Below are 16,484 nucleotides of genomic sequence, written 5' to 3'. Positions count from 1 at the left end.
GCCAGACGATCCAACTGTGCAATGCGCGCCTTGCGGTCAAACCCGCCCCGCCGCGCAAGCTGAGCCTGCACCTGAACGTCAAATGCCGACCGGATAGCTGCGGGACTGACCGTGTTGGATCGGGGGGATTCGACTTGGTTCATCTTCGCGTTCCTATTCCTCTACGCAGTGCACATAGCGCGCCTACGTTGCGTTGCAGTTGAACGGCATAGATCGAAGGCAAATTGGTTGAGGCGCGGCTCCGGCGGGGCGCCTTCATCGTCGCCGCCCGAGGGGTCATCGTTGACATAACGATCTGTGTTACATGAGGCACAAAACCATATGTTGCATAGCGTTCCGGTCGACGGATAGGCCGCCTAAAATCGGGATGCAGAAGTCTCAAAGTGTGCGGGGGCATTGGCCCGGAGGAAAGCGGTATTGCCCGATGGGCTGGCCTGATCAGGCTGAACTCTTCTCTGACTCGCGCGGAACAATCCGGGCCGTGATATGTTGCCAATGTGAATTCCTCCCTTTCCCCCGCGCATCGGTAGCCAAGCGCGTGAGCCGTTTTCAAATTCCCTGCCCCGAAAGTCCCTGCCAGATGTGTTTGTCGCCCCATCTACACATCAAAAAAGGCAAGCAATTTGACTGTTGGAACTGGCGCTACGCCCCAAGATCGATCATTCCGACGGAAACCCTGCCCACACGTGGCCCAACGCGCAAAATGGGCCCTCTAGGTCGGGCTCAACTGCTATGATCAACCAGTTCGCCTGTACCCGCCCGGACTTGAACAGTTCCAGTCGCGCTGGCGCCAGATAGTCTGGTCGTGGCCGATGTAATTTACCTAATAACCCCACACGGATGCTTCAACTGTAGGCAAGAGTAAACTCGTCAGTACAGGCCATGAAAGAGGCTTGAGAGTAAATGACGCTACGTCTGCCGACATGCGTGGCCCGTTGTAAAAAAAAATAACAATTGTTAGATTCCGTGAAACCATAAAGGACCATAGGTGTAGATCATGTCTCTGATACAAAATTCCTCGGCCTGGGCTTCAGATGAACACAGGATGTTCGCGGACAGCACGCGCAAGCTCTTTGATGCCGAAATGGCCCCAAACGGTGACAAATGGGCAGAACAAGGTATTGTTGACCGCGAATTCTGGCGCACGGCCGGCCAGCATGGCGTCATGGGCGGATCGGTCGCCGAAGAATACGGCGGGTCTGGTGGCGGCCTCGGGTTCGATGCAATCACTGTTTATGAGCAGGGCCGCACCGGTGACGCCGGCTGGGGCTATGGCATTCAGTCCATCGTTATCCACTATCTCGAAGCCTACGGCAGCGAAGAGCAGAAGAAAAAGTGGCTGCCAAAGCTGATCAGTGGCGACAGTGTCGGTGCGATCGCGATGACCGAACCGGGAACGGGTTCGGACCTTCAGAACGTTCAAACCCACGCGGAAAAAGACGGCAACCACTATAAGATCAACGGCTCGAAGATCTTCATCACGAATGGTCATACCGCCGATCTTATCATTATTGTGGCCAAGACCGATCGCAACGCTGGCGCCAAGGGTGTTTCGCTGATCGTTCTGGAAACCGAAGGTGCAGAAGGTTTCCGCCGCGGTCGCAACCTGAAAAAGTTGGGCATGAAGGGTTCGGACACGGCCGAGCTGTTCTTTGAAGACGTGCGCGTGCCGACAGCCAACCTGCTTGGCCCGGAAGAAGGGCAGGGGTTCTATCAGCTGATGAAGCAGCTGCCGTGGGAAAGGCTGATGATCGGCGTCACCGCGCTTGGGTTCATCGACTTCGCCATCGCCGAGACAGTGAAATACGTTCAGGACCGTAAAGCGTTCGGAAACCGGATCATGGATTTCCAGAACACCCGGTTCAAGCTTGCAGAATGCAAGACCAAAGCCGAATTGCTGCGTAGCTTTGTCAATGACGGCATAACGCGGCTTGAAGCTGGGACACTTGATGCGGCCACCGCTTCGATGGCGAAATGGTGGGGCAGCCAGACGCAGAACGAAGTCATGCATGAATGTCTGCAACTGCATGGCGGTTACGGCTTCATGATGGAATTCCCGATCGCACGTCTTTATGCCGACAGCCGGGTTCAGATGATCTATGGCGGCACGAACGAGATCATGAAGGAACTGATCGCACGCTCATTGGATATCTGATCAGATAAGCTTTAGTCGCCGTCCGGCCCGAGGATTTCTTCGGTATGCTCACCCAGGTGGGGGGCCGGGCGGTGATCATGACGGGCCGGGGTTTCGGAAAACCGGATTGGCGGTTTGGTTGTCCAGATCGGCCCCTCAGTAGGATGCTCGATCTGTTGAAAAAAGCCGGTCGCCGCCAGATGCGGGTCGGCTGGCAGGTCCGCCAGGTTGCGCACGGGCATGGCCGGAATGTCGACCTCTTCCATCAGGTCGATCCATTCCTGTGTCGTTCGCGTCACGGCGATCTGCGCTACCATGTCATACAGCGCGCCAATGTTGCGGCTGCGTTCCTCCATGTCGGAAATCCAGGGGTGTGCGACCATGTCATCGCGCCCAACCGCCTTGAAGAACCGCGTCCACTGTTGGTTTGTATAAGGCAAGAGCGTTATGAAGCCGTCTTTTGTCTCAAGCGGGCGGCGGTGCGGCACCAACATCCGCGCATAGCCAAAATCTTTCGGCACGTCATCGAATGTGGCGCCGTCCATATGCTCGGCCAGCAGAAACGCCGTCAGCGTTTCGAACATCGGCACCTCGACGTGCTGGGCCTGGCCCGTGCGTTCACGGTGAAACAGGGCCGCCATGACAGCATAGGCCGTGGTCACGCCGCCAAGCTTGTCGGCAAGAATGGTCGGGGAATAATCGGGTTTGGCATCAGGATCGCGAAGCATCGGTAGGCTGGCCAGTCCAGACACCGCCTGAACGATGTCATCAAAGGCGGGTTTCGCGGCGTATGGCCCGTCTTGCCCGTACCCGGTCGCGAAAACCGTGATGAGGTCGGGATTGTCGCGCCGCAACGTTTCAGGATCAAGCGACAGGCGCGCCAGCGCTGCGGGCCGGATGCTTGAAATCATCACATCTGCACCCTTCAGAAGCTTGCGCAGGCGCGCGCGGTCCGGTTCAGTCTTGAGATCCAGAACGATGCTGCGCTTGTTGCGGTTCGCCCCCAGATAGGCGGCCCCCATCATCGGGTTGCGCGACGGCTGGATCTGTCGGATCAGATCGCCCTCGGGACTTTCCACCTTGATCACATCGGCCCCCAGATCGCCAAGCATCTGGGTTGCCAGGGGGCCAAAGATGATCGACGTCAGGTCGATGATCCTGACCCCATCCAGGATAGCGGGTTTCTTCGCGGTGGTCATGTCTGCTGGTTTCCTGCGCTAGGACCGAGTTCCGAATTCGGCGCGAATGGCTTCGCCTTCCCCGTCTAGGGCCGGCAGCGGGCCGAGAGCTGCGTCGCCGGCGCTGCGCCGGATCGGCGGTGCCGGGATGTTGATGTCACCAGAGGGCGTGCTGATGGTGGACCTGTCAAGCTGCGGGTGCTCGGACAGCGAGGCCACGTCGTTCACCGCGCCCGATGCAATGCCTGCGGCGTCGAGCAGCCTCAAAATCTCGGGGCGGTCATGCGATGCGAACACCGACTTGATGACCTTTTCGAGTTCGCCCTTGTTTGCCAGACGTTTCGAATTGCTATCGAATCGCGGATCGGCTGCAAGGGCGGGTTTCGCCAAGACGTTTTCACAAAAGCTCTTCCATTCGCCTTCGTGCTGCACGGTGATGACGACAAGCTGGCCGTCGCCACATTCAAAGGCCCCGTAGGGGCAGATCACCGTATGGTTCAACCCGACCCGGGGCGTCGGACGGCCCTGATAGTCGTGATATAACAGGGGAACTGCCATCCAGTCGGCCATCACGTCGAACATGGCCACCGATACGCCGCTACCCTTGCCTGTTTGTTCGCGCCCGATCAGCGCTTCACAGATCCCTGCGTGGGCTGTCATGCCGGTGGCTATATCACAGACCGACACGCCGACCCGGCCCGGCCCGTCGGGTGTGCCGGTCACCGATGCCAGGCCGCTCTCGCATTGCACCAAAAGGTCATAGGCCTTGGCGTTGCGCATTGGGCCGTCTTCGCCGTAACCGGTGATATCGCAGGTCACCAGGCGCGGGAACCTTTCGCGCAAGGTGGCCGAATCGAGCCCCAGCTTTGCCAGCGCGCCAGGCAAAAGGTTCTGAATAAACACATCTGCGTTTTCTAGCATTCTCAGCAAGATCTCGCGGTCTTCGTCGTCTTTAATATCCAGGGCGACCGATTCCTTGCCCCGGTTCAACCAAGCGAAGTAAACGCTTTCGCCATTTGCTGCACTGTCGTAGGCGCGGGCGAAATCGCCTACGCCCTTGCGTTCGATCTTGATCACGCGTGCACCGGCATCGGCCAGCCGCGACGAGCAAAAAGGGGCGGCCACTGCCTGTTCGAGTGCGATAACAAGTTTGCCGGAGAGGGGGAGGGGGTTTGAACCTGACATGACTTTCTCGCTGGTGATCCTAAGAGGTTGACAAAATCTAACAGATGTTAGAATTATTATCAACACGCTTGACCAGTTACTGGATCGTTTGAAGGAGGGCACGGGTGCCAAACGCCACAGGACCAGATCAGATTTTCCAGCAGGCACTTGCCAATCAGGAAATCCTGCTGCCCAAATGCGACGACTGCGGGGCATTTCACTTTTTTCCCAGGGTTCTATGCCCCCACTGCCATGGCGCCGCGATCTCGTGGCAGCGCGCCAGCGGCAAGGGTCGGGTTCATACCACCACGGTCGTGCGCCGCAAACCGGAACGCGGCGGCGATTACAACGTGTGCATGGTCGAACTGGAAGAAGGCGTTCGGATGATGAGCCGGGTCGAAGGCATCGCGCCCGATGATGTTGTGATCGACATGGAAGTGACTGCTTTCGTCGGCGAGGCCGAAGGGGCGCCGGCCGTGCTCTTCAAGCCGGTGGGGGTATAGGTCATGACCAGCGAACTTCGAGGAAAATCCGCCATTGTGGGCACCGGACACGCCGGCTTCGGCGAGGCCCATGGCCTGACGGCCTATGATGTGATGGCGCAGTCCGCGCTTGCAGCTCTTGACGATGCCGGGCTGAAACTGTCCGACGTTGACGGGCTGTTCTGCACCATGATGGAAGACAGCATGCCGGCCCTTATGGCGGCAGAATATCTGGGCATTCAGCCCCGTTTCATCGATGGGACCATGCTGGGCGGGTCTTCTTTCGTGAACTACCTTTCCTCCGCGACCATGGCGCTTGATGCGGGCCTGTGTGATGTCGCGCTGATCGTCTATGGGTCGAACCAGCGCACCGCGTCGGGCAAACTGGTGACGGCCTCGCGCCCGCCGGCCTATGAGGCACCGTATAATCCGCGTTACCCGATTTCTGCCTATGCGATGGCAGCGGCGCGCCACATGCATGAATTTGGCACCACCCGCGAACAACTGGCCGACGTGGCCGTTGCTGCGCGGGCATGGGCGCAGCACAACCCCGAAGCGTTCGAGCGCGGCGCGCTGACCCGCGAAGACGTGCTGGGCGCGCGTATGGTCGGGGATCCGTTGACGGTGCGCGATTGCTGTCTGGTAACCGATGGCGGCGGCGCGATCGTGTTGGTGCGCGCGGACCGCGCAAAGGATTTCCCCAAGGCGCCCGTCTATGTGTTGGGCAGTGCGGCGCACAGCTCGCACCGGCAGATTTCCCAAATGAAGGATTTCACCGTGACGGCGGCCCGCGAGTCGGGCAAGCGCGCCTTTGACGCCGCAGGCGTGTCGCAAAGCGACATTCAGGCGGTGGAACTCTACGACGCCTTTACCATCAATACGATTTTGTTCCTCGAAGATCTCGGATTCTGCGCCAAGGGCGAGGGCGGCGCCTTTGTCGAAGGTGGGCGCATCGCGCCGGGCGGGGTTTTGCCGGTGAACACAAATGGCGGGGGCCTGTCCTGTGTGCACCCCGGGATGTACGGTATCTTTACCGTGATCGAGGCCGCGCGCCAGATCCGTGGCGATGCGCCCGGCATCCAGTTGAAAGATGTCGATCTGGCATTGGCGCATGGCAACGGCGGTGTGCTGTCCAGCCAGGTCACGGCCATTCTGGGGTCACAAAACACACTCTGAATGTAATCAAGGGAGGAAAGATCATGCCATTGGATTTCGAAGAGCTTTCGAATTGGGAATTTGAAGAGATCGAACAGACACTGACCGAGCGGGATACGATCCTTTACGCGCTCGGCTTGGGGTTCGGCGAAGACCCAACCGACAAAAAAGAACTGGCCTATGTCTATGAGGATGGCCTGAAAACGGTTCCGTCGATGGCAGTGATTTTGGGATATCCCGGCTTTTGGCTCCGCAACCCCAAGACCGGCGTGAACTGGCAAAAAGTGCTGCACGGCGAGCAATGGCTGGATGTCTACAAGCCGCTGCCGACAAAGGGCCGGATTATCGGCCGCAGCAAGATCGATTTCATTTCGGATAAGGGCGAAGGCAAGGGCGCGGTCATCTACCAAAGCCGCGATATCATTGATGCGGACACCGGCGACAAGCTGGCGCGCGTTGCGATGTCCGCGTTTTGTCGCGGCGACGGGGGCTTTGGCGGCGAAAACCAGGCCGGCCCCGCGCCCGCAGCGCTGCCTGACCGCGCACCTGATCATGTCTGTGATATTGAAACTCTGCCGCGTCAGGCCCTTATTTACCGTCTCAGCGGCGACATGAACCCGCTACATGCAGACCCTGATGTGGCGCGATCGGTCGGGTTTGACCGCCCGATCCTGCACGGTTTGGCGACCTATGGTCTGGCGGCGCGCGCGATCCTGAAGACGCTGCTCGATTATGATTCCTCCCGGCTGGTCGGGTTGGATGTTCGGTTCTCGGCGCCAGTTTATCCCGGCGAAACCGTCCGGTTCGAAATCTGGGAAGAAGACGGCGAGGCCCGGTTCCGCGCGTCGATCCCGGCCCGTGAGGCATTGGTTCTGAACAACGGTGCTGCACGTTTCAAGTAAGGCACAAACCTTGATCTAACCGTTCAAGGATATTTTGGTGCTGGACTTCAGCACCCTTCTTCCCGGCCCGATGGCGACACTCATGCTCGCCTGGGCCGGGGGCGAAACTATCACGGTCGAGCGGCCCGGGATGGGCGATGACGCCGTGCGCACGATCAATCCAGGTATCATTTTCAGCTCAATGGCCGGCCACGATCTCAGTTGCGTGGGGAAGCGGGGGGCTCTCGCTGTGCCGCGGACCGGATGAGCAGCCTACGGCTCTGTTTGCGCTGGTCGGTGATTCCGGGGCAGCACCTACCCGGCGGTGGTCAATATCCATTTTTTGTCCAGACGGCGCAGCAAAGTAGCGGCGCGGGCGTTCGCCTTGACGTCGCTCTATCCGCGAGCGCCATCGCATTCGACTACTGGTCGCACGCCGCAGGCGCGATCGTCCGCCCGCAGATCGTCCGCGGCGGCAGACACCTGACCGGCAGATTGTTGATGCGCGGTGGGGAAAACCGCACCGAATCAGCCGTTGATCCGCCCTTTGCGGCGCGTGGGGTGTTTGACCGGAAACTGGATATTTCTGGAACGATCAAGCAGGGGCTTTCGTTGCCGAACACGCTGGAATTCCGGGCGCGCAAGGGCAGAAAAGCGCATGCAGCCACGTTGGGCGAAAACAATATTCACTACGGCGCCGAACCGCGAAAGACGGAATGAAACCCGTTGACGGCCAAGTCTTAACCTATTAATCTAACAAATGTTAGAAAAAAGGGGGGAACCAATGGCCCAGCCCAAAGACGACCTGCCGACAGAGGCAGAACGCTTTGTCTTACCATCGCGCTTTGTCGAGAGCGACAGCCTCGAAGTGCAGGATTTCGTATCATCGGCTTTGCGTGACCTTCCCGCAGATGCGTCAAACCGCGACAAGGCAATCCGCCTGTTCGAAGCGGTTCGCGACGGTATTCGGTATGATCCCTATTGCTTTGCGCTGGACGAAGATTCCTATCGCGCCAGCCGTATCGCAGGGGCCGAAGCGGCGTTTTGCGTGCCTAAGGCGATCCTGCTTGCAGCCTGTTTGCGTGCCGTCGGCATTCCCGCAGCTCTGGGGTTTGCGGATGTACGCAACCACCTGAACACGCCCAAGCTGCAAGAGTTGATGGAAACCGATCTGTTTATCTATCACGGCTACGTTCAATTATGGCTGGGTGAGGAAACCTACAAGGTCACGCCCGCGTTCAACATGGAGCTTTGTGAGCGATTCGGCGTCAAACCTCTGGTCTTTGACGGGTACCACGATGCGCTCTTCCACGAGTTCGACGAACAGGACCACCGGCACATGGAATATGTGAATGACCGGGGGCTCTATTTTGACGCGCCGATGGAAGAGTTCCTGGCGGCCTTCAAGGAAACCTACCCAAAATTGGAAGAATTCAACCGCGTGCGAATTTCCAAGGATTCCAGCGGCTATGACGCCGGATTTTCCAAGGAGGGCGCATCTTGAAGTATCTGGACGATTTTTCGCCGGGTCAGGTCTTTCGCTTTCGCAGCACCCCGATGTCTGCGGAATCGATCAAGGCGTTCGCCAAAGAATGGGATCCGCAGCGCCTGCACACTGACGAAGAATATGCGGCCACCATACACGGTAGCCTTATCGCGTCGGGCTTTCAGACCATGCTTGAGGTGTTCAAACCCATCATGACGGAAATGATGGTCGATACCGCCAATATCGGCGGTATGGGCTTTGACAATCTTCGCTGGCTGCGGCCCGTGCGTCCGGATGAAACGCTCGATATCGAGATGACGGTGAATTCTGTGACGCCGTCCAAGAGCAAACCCGACCGAGGCGTCTTGCACTATACGCTCAGCGCCAAGAACCCCCAGGGCGAAGTTGTGTTCACAACCGACACGCCCGTGATGATCCAGCGTAAACAAAATGGCTCAGACTGACATGAACTCCAGCGATCAGGAAGATCTTCGTCTGCTGCGCGAAAGCGCACGCACACTGTTTGACCGTGCCGGCGGAAGCGGGCGCGCCAGAAAACTACGGGATGCCGGCAATGGCTGGGACGCGGACATGGTCCGCGAACTTGCCGAAGCGGGCGTCTACGGGGTAACCGTACCCGAGGACCACGGAGGGCTTGGCATGGGCCTGGCCGCCGGCGGCGTCATCGCCGAGGAAGTCGGCCGTGTGATTGCCCCGGAACCTGTGGTGGCGACGGTCGGGCTGACCCTTGGCCTGTTGCGCCGCCTTTGCCCGGACCATCCGAAAATGGAGCAGCTTATTAGCGGCGACATTACACTGGCGGTCGCATGGCAAGAGCGTGGCCCGAATGGCGGCCCGGCTGAGGCCAGTTGTCGTTATGCCGGCGGAAAGCTGACAGGCAGCAAGGCCTGGGTTGTCGGTGCGTCCGGCGCACAGGGTTTTCTGGTTGTGGCCGAGGGGGAGTCCGGTCCGGTTCTCGTCTTGGCAGACGCGGGCGCAGACGGGCTTTCCGTTGAAAAACGCACGCAGGCTGATGGCAGTACAATGGGCGAGCTTTCGTTTTCGAACGCCCCGGCCGAAGAACTGGCCAGCGGCAGTGCGGTTCAGGACGCGCTCGGCGAGGCGGTCAACGATGCCACGGCGCTTGCCGCGGCCGAAATAGTCGGGCTGAGCGAACGCGCTTTCGAGATCGCGCTCGACTACATTAAGACACGCGAACAGTTCGATAAGCCCATCGGGTCTTTTCAGGTCATCCAGCACCGCGCCGTCGACCTCAACGTGATGTGCGAAGTCGCACAAGCCGGGGTGCGCGAGGCACTTGCGCAGATGGACAGCGAAACCGATCCCAAGGTTCGGGCCCAGCTTGCCAGCCGTGCCAAGGCGCGTGCGGTTACGGCCGCCAAAAGGATTACCCGTGATGCGATCCAGTTGCACGGGGCGGTCGGTTACACCGATGAATTCGATATTGGCCTTTACCTGAACCGGGCCCTGGTTTTGTCGGCATGGCTAGGTGATGACGCCTATCACCGGCGGATTTGGTTCGAGGCACGTGAAGAAAAGGGAGCCGCATAATGACCGACTGGAACGCTATGAGCGATGCGGACTTCCGCAAAGAGGTGCGCGGGTTCTTTGAGGCCGAATACCCCGAAGAACTACGCCATCTGGCGCACCGTCCCAAGTTCGCAGAGATCGAACATTGGCACCGCAAGCTGCATGCCAAAGGTTGGGTCGCCCCTGCCTGGCCTGCGGAATACGGCGGCATGGGGCTGAATGCTGCCAAGCTGCTGATCTTCTACGAAGAGCAGCAACGCTGGGGCGTCAACCGCGGCCGTGACATGGGTGTGCAGATGGTCGGCCCGCTGATCATCAAGTTCGGCACCCAGGAGCAAAAAGACTACTGGCTGCCGCGCATCCTGAGCTGCGAAGACATCTGGTGTCAGGGCTATTCTGAACCCGGTGCCGGGTCGGATCTGGCCAACCTGCGCACACGTGCAGAGATTGAAGGCGACGAGTTTGTCATCAACGGCCAGAAAATCTGGACCACGATGGCGCATGACGCCACGCATATCTTCATGTTGGTGCGCACCGATCCGGACGCGCCGAAAAAACAGCAGGGGATCAGTTTCCTGCTTGCGCCGATGGATCAGCCCGGTGTCGAAGTGCGCACAATCACCACCCTGTCGGGCGAGACCGAGTTTTGCGAAGTCTTCTTCGACAATGCCCGCACGCCGCGCGAGAACCTTGTTGGCGAGCTGAACAAAGGCTGGACGATGGCCAAGGCGCTCTTGAGCTTTGAGCGTATCTTCATCGGCTCGCCCAGTCTGGCCCAGAACGCTTTGGGGCAGCTGGAAAGCTTTGCCCGTGGCCGAGGCGCTTTTGACGATCCGGTGTTCCGCGACCGCTTTGCCCAGGCTGCGCTGGACGTTGAAGATCACGCGGCGCTTTACGCCCGGTTCGCCGATCAGCTCAAGCGCGGTGAAACGCTGGGCGCGGATGTCTCGATGCTCAAGATCTGGGTGACCGAGTGCTTCCAGCGCATCACCGAGCTGATGATCGAAGCGGCCGGCCCGGATGGCGGCACGGTTGGCCCACTGCAGGTGGGCAATGTAAGTGTCGATGTCCTTGCCAGCTTTTACAAAGCCCGGCCCACAACAATTTACGGTGGATCGAACGAAATCCAGCGAAACATCCTGTCCAAGGCCGTTCTCGGACTGCCTGGCTGAACCCATACCCACACCCTACGGAGGAAAAGAACTATGTCGGAGCGTTATGCAAAGTACGACAAACTGAAATTTGACTACCCGGCGGATCGCGTGCTGCGCATCACGTTCGACCGGCCCGAGACATTCAATTCTGTCGATGCGGAAACCCACACCCAGATGACCGATATGTGGATCGACATCGACCGTGACCCCGATATCAACTCGGTGATCGTTACCGGCGCTGGCAAAGCCTTTTCGGCCGGCGGCGATTTCAGCCTGATCGAAAATATGATCGGCAATTCGCACGAGATCATGAAGACTTGGAAAGAAGCCAAGGATCTTGTCTACAATATCATCAACTGCAACAAGCCGATCATTTCCGCGATCAACGGTCCGGCCGCGGGCGCTGGCCTTGTCGTTGCAATTCTCGCTGACATCTCGATTGCCGGCAAGAGAGCCAAGATCGTCGATGGCCACCCGCGTCTGGGTGTCGCTGCCGGTGACGTCGCCGCGATCATCTGGCCGCTGTTGACCTCGATGGCCAAGGCAAAATACTACCTGATGACCTGCAAGCCCGTGTCCGGCGAAGAAGCCGAGCGCATCGGTCTGGTGTCGATGTGCGTCGAAGACGAAGAACTGCAGCAGATCGCGCTTGATACGGCTGTCGAACTTGCCAACGGCTCGCAAAGCGCGATCCGCTGGACCAAATATTCGCTGAACAACTGGCTGCGCCAGGCTGGTCCGATTTTCGATGCCTCGACAGCACTGGAAATGCTGGGCTTCATGAGCGAAGATGTTAAAGAAGGTGTGTTGTCACACCGCGAGAAGCGCGCGCCGAACTTCCGTAAGGATTGCCCGCTTTAAGCAACACAAGGCCAAGGAGGCATAGATATGTCAGCAAACATCTATAAAGACATCGCGAAAACCTATGCCGCAGCGGCCGAAAAGGCACCGGGTCTGAAATCGCGCTTTGCAGCTGCCGGATTCGATCCGGCAGCCGTTTCATCCCTGGCAGATCTATCGCGTCTGCCGGTGATGAAGAAAGAAGAGCTTTTGAAGATTCAGCGCGACAACCCGCCGTTTGGCGGGTTCCTCGCCTCTGATCTAAAGAATGTCGGGCGGATATACGTGTCGCCCGGCCCAATTTTCGAACCGGCGCTTTCGGGCGGCGGCGGACATGGCTTGGACCTGCTGTTCAAATCAGCCGGCGTGGGCCCGGGGGACATCATCCTGAATACCTGGATGTACCACCTTGTGCCCGCGGGCTTGCTGTTCGACGAAGCGGCTCAGGCTGCGGGCGCCACGGTGATCCCTGGCGGCGTAGGCAATACCGAGCTGCAGGCACAGATTATCGTTGAGACCGGCGTGACATCGATCTGCGCCTCGACCGCGTTTTTCCTGACGTTGGCGGATAAAGTGATCGAAACCTATGGACGCGACGCGTGGAAGGTCAAAACCGCCTTCCTGGGTGGCGAAATGGGCGATTGGATGGCCAAACGTCGCCGGATCGAAGCCGATTACGGCGTGTCGACCTGGGCCGCCTATGCCACCGCCGATCTGGGCCTTGTCGCCTATGAAGATGGCGGCGAAGGCTATGTGGTTCATCCCGACCGCGTGGTTCAAATCTGCGATCCGGTCAGTGGAGAGCAAGTCGCGCATGGCGAGCCGGGCGAGGTTGTCGTCACTGCGCTTGATGCCACTTGGCCGATGATCCGGTTTGGCACCGGCGACAGCGCCTTTGCGCTGGAAAGCAAAGAAGATGGCAGCGTCAGCCGCATTTCCACGTTGCAGGGCCGGGTTGGCGCGGCGGTCAAAGTGCGCGAAATATTCGTATATCCGCGCGTGATCGAAGAAGTCGTTATCGCGACGCCGGGGGCAAAGGCCGCGCAGGCCGTGGTCACCCGCGAAAACGACCGCGACATGATCCGCGTTTCACTTGTGCTGGAAGATGGCGCTGATGCGTCGGCTGCGGAAACGGCCGCTGCCGAGGCCTTCAAACTGCATTCCAGAATCCGCGCCGACGCGGTGAGCGTCGTTGCAGAGTTGCCCGAGAGTGCAGATCTTATCATCAACCAGAAAGACGGCTGAGATCGTTCGTCACGCTTCCGCGAAAGCGGCTGAAACAGAAGGGCGGCTGGGCAACCTGCCGCCCTTGTTCTTTTTAAGCGCAGAGCGCGTTCTTCGCAGCATGGTATTCCCGGTCCAGCCGGTCGACGTAATCCGCAGTGGTTGTCACACTGCGCACCGCACCGATCCCCTGACCGCTGCCCCAGATGTCGCGCCAAGCCTTGGGACGGATGTCGCCAGTGGCCAAATCCAGCTTGTTGCCGTCGCCGGTCAGGTTGTCGGGATCAAGCCCGACCGCGCGGACAGAAGGCTTGAGGTAATTGGCGTTCACGCCGCTGAAGTGGCTGGTGTATAGAATGTCGTCAGCGCCGCTATCGACGATCATCTGCTTGTAAGCCTCAGACGCGACAGCCTCGGTCGTGGCAATGAAGGGCGATCCGATATATCCGAAATCGGCACCCATGGCCTGCGCTGCCAGAATCGAGCTTCCGGTGGCGATGGATCCCGACAGGGCCAGCGGCCCGTCAAACCATTCGCGGATCTCTTGAACCAACGCAAAAGGCGACAGGGCACCGGCGTGACCGCCTGCACCCGCGCAGACCGCGATCAGGCCGTCGGCGCCCTTGTCGATCGCTTTCCTGGCGTATTTGTTGTTGATCACGTCGTGCAGCACGACGCCGCCGCAGTCATGCGCGGCCTGATTGACGTCTTCGCGCGCGCCCATCGAGGTGATCCAGACGGGCACTTTCCAGCGCGCGCATATTTCGACGTCGCGTTCGATACGGTCGTTCGAACGGTGCACAATCTGGTTGACTGCAAAGGGCGCGGCCGGGCGATCCGGGTTGGCCTGATTATGCGCGTCCAGTTCTTCGGTGATGCGCTTGAGCCAAGCTTCCAGCAGGGGGGGCTCTCCGTCGCTTTCGCGCGCGTTGAGTGCCGGAAAGCTGCCGATCACGCCAGCTTTGCACTGAGCAATGACTAGATCGGGTCCGGACACCAAGAACATCGGAGAACAAATCACAGGCAGGCGCAGGCGGCCAAGGGAAGAGTCAGAATACATGGTCAACTTCTTCGTTATTTCAACTAGGTCTGGCGAAGTTCCCTGAAGCATATGTCAGGCAGTCCGACAGAGCCAAACATTCCTGCAATCAGATCGCAATCGGAAAGGGGCATGGGGCGAATTTTACACGAGTCTGTTTTTCGGCCTTGGGGGATGTGCGGTGGTCCCACCCGGCCGTAGCGTATCGGTAGCCGACTCATTCGGGAGGAATAAGCGGTGCCATTGCTCTATACTCGCTCGGAGGGTGTCGGTCGGATGACCTTCGACTTTCCCGAGAAGAAAAATGCGCTCGACCAAGACGCGCGCAAGGAAATGGAACGCATCGTCACAGAGGTGCGGGATGACGACCGTGTCCGCGCGCTGCTGATCACCGGAAATGGTGGCGCGTTCTGCGCGGGGGGTGACATCAATACGTTTGCAGGCGCGTCGCCCACCGCAATGCGCGACCGCATGAAACAACAGCACCGCGTGACGCGGACGCTCTATGATCTTGAAAAGCCGGTGGTTGCCGCCGTTGCAGGGCCCGCGTTTGGCGTGGGATTCAATATCGCGCTGCTGGCCGACGTGATCCTTGCCGCGCCGTCAGCCCGATTCTGCCAGGCCTATGCAAGGGTGGCGATCGTGCCCGACGGCGGCGGGCTTTACCTGTTGGCGCGGGTGGTCGGCACGCAGCGCGCCAAGGCAATGTTCATGACGGCCCAGGTGATCGGCGCACAAGAGGCGTGTGACCTTGGAATTGTTCATGCGATTTACGAAGAAGACGCGCTGGACGCAGAAGCATCTGCGCTTGCCGCGCGTCTGGCCGAAGGGCCAACCCGCGCCTTCGGGCTGGGCAAGGCGATGCTGAACCGCGGCATGGATTGTGATTTCGCCACCTACCTTGAAATCGAAGCCACCGCCGAAGCCCATATCATGCAGACCGACGATCACCGCGAGGCCGTGGCCGCATTCAGGGAAAAGCGCCAACCGCGCTTTTGCGGATCATGAGCGCGCCGGCCGTGGGTGGCCCGCTGGCCGGTCTGAAAGTGATCGACTTGGGTCAGGTCTATCTGGGCCCCTATTGCGGGCTGATGTTCGCCCTCATGGGGGCCGAAGTCATCAAGGTCGAACCGCCCGGCGGCGACAGTATCCGCGGCATAGCGGGCGGGCGGGAAAACCCCGCCGCCATGATGCTCAATTCCAGCAAACAGAGCGTGACGCTCGATCTGACAACTGAGGACGGACGCGCCGCGTTGCTGGCCCTGGCAGATACGGCCGATGTGCTGATCGAGAATTCACGCCCCGGAACAATGGACAAGCTAGGTCTGGGGTGGGACACGCTCTCGGCCCGCAATCCGCGCCTGGTCATGGGGTCGGGCAAGGGCTACGCGGCCGATTCAGTCTATCGCGATGCGCCGGCGATGGATTTTCCGATTCAGGCCTTGACCGGGCTGATGTCGGTGACCGGGTTTCCCGATGGTCCGCCGGTGAAATGCGGCGCGGCGATCACTGATTTTCTGGGTGGTATCCATCTTTTTGGTGGCATTATGGCAGCGCTGCACGCGCGCGGCGCGACAGGGCGCGGGGACTTTGTCCAAATCGCCATGCAGGACGTCACACACCACGCGCTGGCGTCGAATATCGCCAGCTATCTGCTGGCGCCTGACGGGTTCGCTGACCGGGCCGGCAACAGTCAGGCCGTGCTCAAGGTCGCCCCCTACGATCTGTTTTCGGCGAAAGACGGGCAGGTGGCGATCATGTGCCTGAACGATCGCCACTGGCAGCAGCTGGCCCGCACTATGGGCCGCCCTGATCTGGCCGAAGATCCCGACCTGGCCGAGGGGCCCGCGCGCTGCGCGCGGCGTGCTGAAGTCGATGGCTGGGTGACGGCGTGGACCTCACGCCATACCCGCGCCGAGATTTTCGCGGCCCTGAGCGGCGCACATGTGCCGTCCGCCCCGGTCCGCAATCTGGCGGAAGTGGTGTCGGACGACGACATGCGCGCCCGCGGCATGATCCATGACCTTCCGCATCCAGAACTGGGCACAGTCCCTGTTCCAGGGCTGCCCATGCGTTTCGCGGGGCACGCTCAGGTTGCACCTATCCCCGCACCAGCCGCAGGCGCCGATACGGTGCGCATCCTTGCCGCACTGAATCAGGCCCGGCTTACCGCTCAAACAAAGGACACAAACTGAC

At 59.7% G+C, this 16,484-nt stretch carries 17 protein-coding genes; 14 read left to right on the top strand and 3 right to left on the bottom strand.

The window, feature by feature from the left end; all coding sequences use genetic code 11:
* Positions 1 to 997: 997 nt before the first annotated feature.
* Positions 998 to 2,155, top strand: coding sequence for an acyl-CoA dehydrogenase family protein (locus ACP2AV_RS10915; protein ID WP_426372752.1), 1,158 nt, complete (start codon positions 998 to 1,000; stop codon positions 2,153 to 2,155).
* A gap of 11 nt (positions 2,156 to 2,166) precedes the next feature.
* Here the strand turns inward: ACP2AV_RS10915 and ACP2AV_RS10910 are convergent, their stop codons facing one another.
* Both ACP2AV_RS10910 and ACP2AV_RS10905 read right to left on the bottom strand, forming a co-directional pair.
* Positions 2,167 to 3,333, bottom strand: coding sequence for a CaiB/BaiF CoA transferase family protein (locus tag ACP2AV_RS10910; protein WP_426372751.1), 1,167 nt, complete (start codon positions 3,331 to 3,333; stop codon positions 2,167 to 2,169).
* An 18-nt stretch (positions 3,334 to 3,351) separates the two neighbouring features.
* Complete coding sequence (locus tag ACP2AV_RS10905) at positions 3,352 to 4,497, bottom strand: CaiB/BaiF CoA transferase family protein (RefSeq protein ID WP_426372750.1); 1,146 nt, start codon at positions 4,495 to 4,497, stop codon at positions 3,352 to 3,354.
* A 104-nt stretch (positions 4,498 to 4,601) separates the two neighbouring features.
* On the opposite strand from ACP2AV_RS10905, the gene ACP2AV_RS10900 reads away from it, so the two are divergent.
* From ACP2AV_RS10900 to ACP2AV_RS10850, 11 genes are all read left to right on the top strand, one after another.
* Entirely contained in the window at positions 4,602 to 4,979 is a 378-nt protein-coding gene (locus ACP2AV_RS10900; protein WP_426372749.1) for a Zn-ribbon domain-containing OB-fold protein, read from the top strand.
* A 3-nt stretch (positions 4,980 to 4,982) separates the two neighbouring features.
* Complete coding sequence (locus ACP2AV_RS10895) at positions 4,983 to 6,134, top strand: thiolase (RefSeq protein ID WP_426372748.1); 1,152 nt, start codon at positions 4,983 to 4,985, stop codon at positions 6,132 to 6,134.
* Positions 6,135 to 6,157: 23 nt separating this feature from the next.
* Positions 6,158 to 7,015, top strand: coding sequence for a MaoC/PaaZ C-terminal domain-containing protein (locus ACP2AV_RS10890; RefSeq protein ID WP_426372747.1), 858 nt, complete (start codon positions 6,158 to 6,160; stop codon positions 7,013 to 7,015).
* A 70-nt stretch (positions 7,016 to 7,085) separates the two neighbouring features.
* Complete coding sequence (locus ACP2AV_RS10885) at positions 7,086 to 7,262, top strand: hypothetical protein (protein ID WP_426372754.1); 177 nt, start codon at positions 7,086 to 7,088, stop codon at positions 7,260 to 7,262.
* A 233-nt stretch (positions 7,263 to 7,495) separates the two neighbouring features.
* Positions 7,496 to 7,714, top strand: a complete 219-nt coding sequence (locus ACP2AV_RS10880) for a hypothetical protein (protein ID WP_426372746.1) — start codon at positions 7,496 to 7,498, stop codon at positions 7,712 to 7,714.
* A 64-nt stretch (positions 7,715 to 7,778) separates the two neighbouring features.
* Entirely contained in the window at positions 7,779 to 8,498 is a 720-nt protein-coding gene (locus ACP2AV_RS10875) for a transglutaminase-like domain-containing protein (protein ID WP_426372745.1), read from the top strand.
* Positions 8,495 to 8,944, top strand: a complete 450-nt coding sequence (locus ACP2AV_RS10870; RefSeq protein ID WP_426372744.1) for a MaoC family dehydratase — start codon at positions 8,495 to 8,497, stop codon at positions 8,942 to 8,944. Before ACP2AV_RS10875 ends, ACP2AV_RS10870 begins: the two co-directional genes overlap by 4 nt.
* A complete protein-coding gene (locus tag ACP2AV_RS10865; protein WP_426372743.1) occupies positions 8,931 to 10,052 on the top strand; it encodes an acyl-CoA dehydrogenase family protein in 1,122 nt (373 codons plus the stop codon). The genes ACP2AV_RS10870 and ACP2AV_RS10865 overlap by 14 nt, the downstream gene beginning before the upstream one ends.
* The gene (locus tag ACP2AV_RS10860) at positions 10,052 to 11,203 is read left to right on the top strand and encodes an acyl-CoA dehydrogenase family protein (RefSeq protein WP_426372742.1); all 1,152 of its coding nucleotides are present in this window, start codon (positions 10,052 to 10,054) and stop codon (positions 11,201 to 11,203) included. Before ACP2AV_RS10865 ends, ACP2AV_RS10860 begins: the two co-directional genes overlap by 1 nt.
* 33 nt (positions 11,204 to 11,236) lie before the next feature.
* Entirely contained in the window at positions 11,237 to 12,046 is an 810-nt protein-coding gene (locus ACP2AV_RS10855; RefSeq protein WP_426372741.1) for an enoyl-CoA hydratase/isomerase family protein, read from the top strand.
* Positions 12,047 to 12,073: 27 nt separating this feature from the next.
* Entirely contained in the window at positions 12,074 to 13,270 is a 1,197-nt protein-coding gene (locus tag ACP2AV_RS10850; RefSeq protein WP_426372740.1) for a phenylacetate--CoA ligase family protein, read from the top strand.
* Positions 13,271 to 13,343: 73 nt separating this feature from the next.
* Here the strand turns inward: ACP2AV_RS10850 and ACP2AV_RS10845 are convergent, their stop codons facing one another.
* Entirely contained in the window at positions 13,344 to 14,309 is a 966-nt protein-coding gene (locus tag ACP2AV_RS10845) for an NAD(P)H-dependent flavin oxidoreductase (protein WP_426372739.1), read from the bottom strand.
* 216 nt (positions 14,310 to 14,525) lie between these two features.
* Here ACP2AV_RS10845 and ACP2AV_RS10840 point away from each other — a divergent pair, with 216 nt between their 5' ends.
* Together ACP2AV_RS10840 and ACP2AV_RS10835 are read left to right on the top strand one after the other, a co-directional pair.
* The gene (locus ACP2AV_RS10840; RefSeq protein ID WP_426372737.1) at positions 14,526 to 15,296 is read left to right on the top strand and encodes an enoyl-CoA hydratase/isomerase family protein; all 771 of its coding nucleotides are present in this window, start codon (positions 14,526 to 14,528) and stop codon (positions 15,294 to 15,296) included.
* Positions 15,293 to 16,483, top strand: a complete 1,191-nt coding sequence (locus tag ACP2AV_RS10835; protein ID WP_426372736.1) for a CaiB/BaiF CoA transferase family protein — start codon at positions 15,293 to 15,295, stop codon at positions 16,481 to 16,483. The genes ACP2AV_RS10840 and ACP2AV_RS10835 overlap by 4 nt, the downstream gene beginning before the upstream one ends.
* The last annotated feature ends 1 nt before the right edge of the window (position 16,484 follow it).

Origin of the sequence: Aliiroseovarius sp. PTFE2010, assembly GCF_049943335.1 — a bacterium.
Taxonomy (GTDB): domain Bacteria; phylum Pseudomonadota; class Alphaproteobacteria; order Rhodobacterales; family Rhodobacteraceae; genus JBNFVY01.
Note: the sequence above shows the minus strand (reverse complement) of the source record. Positions and strands in the feature narration are given on the sequence as shown.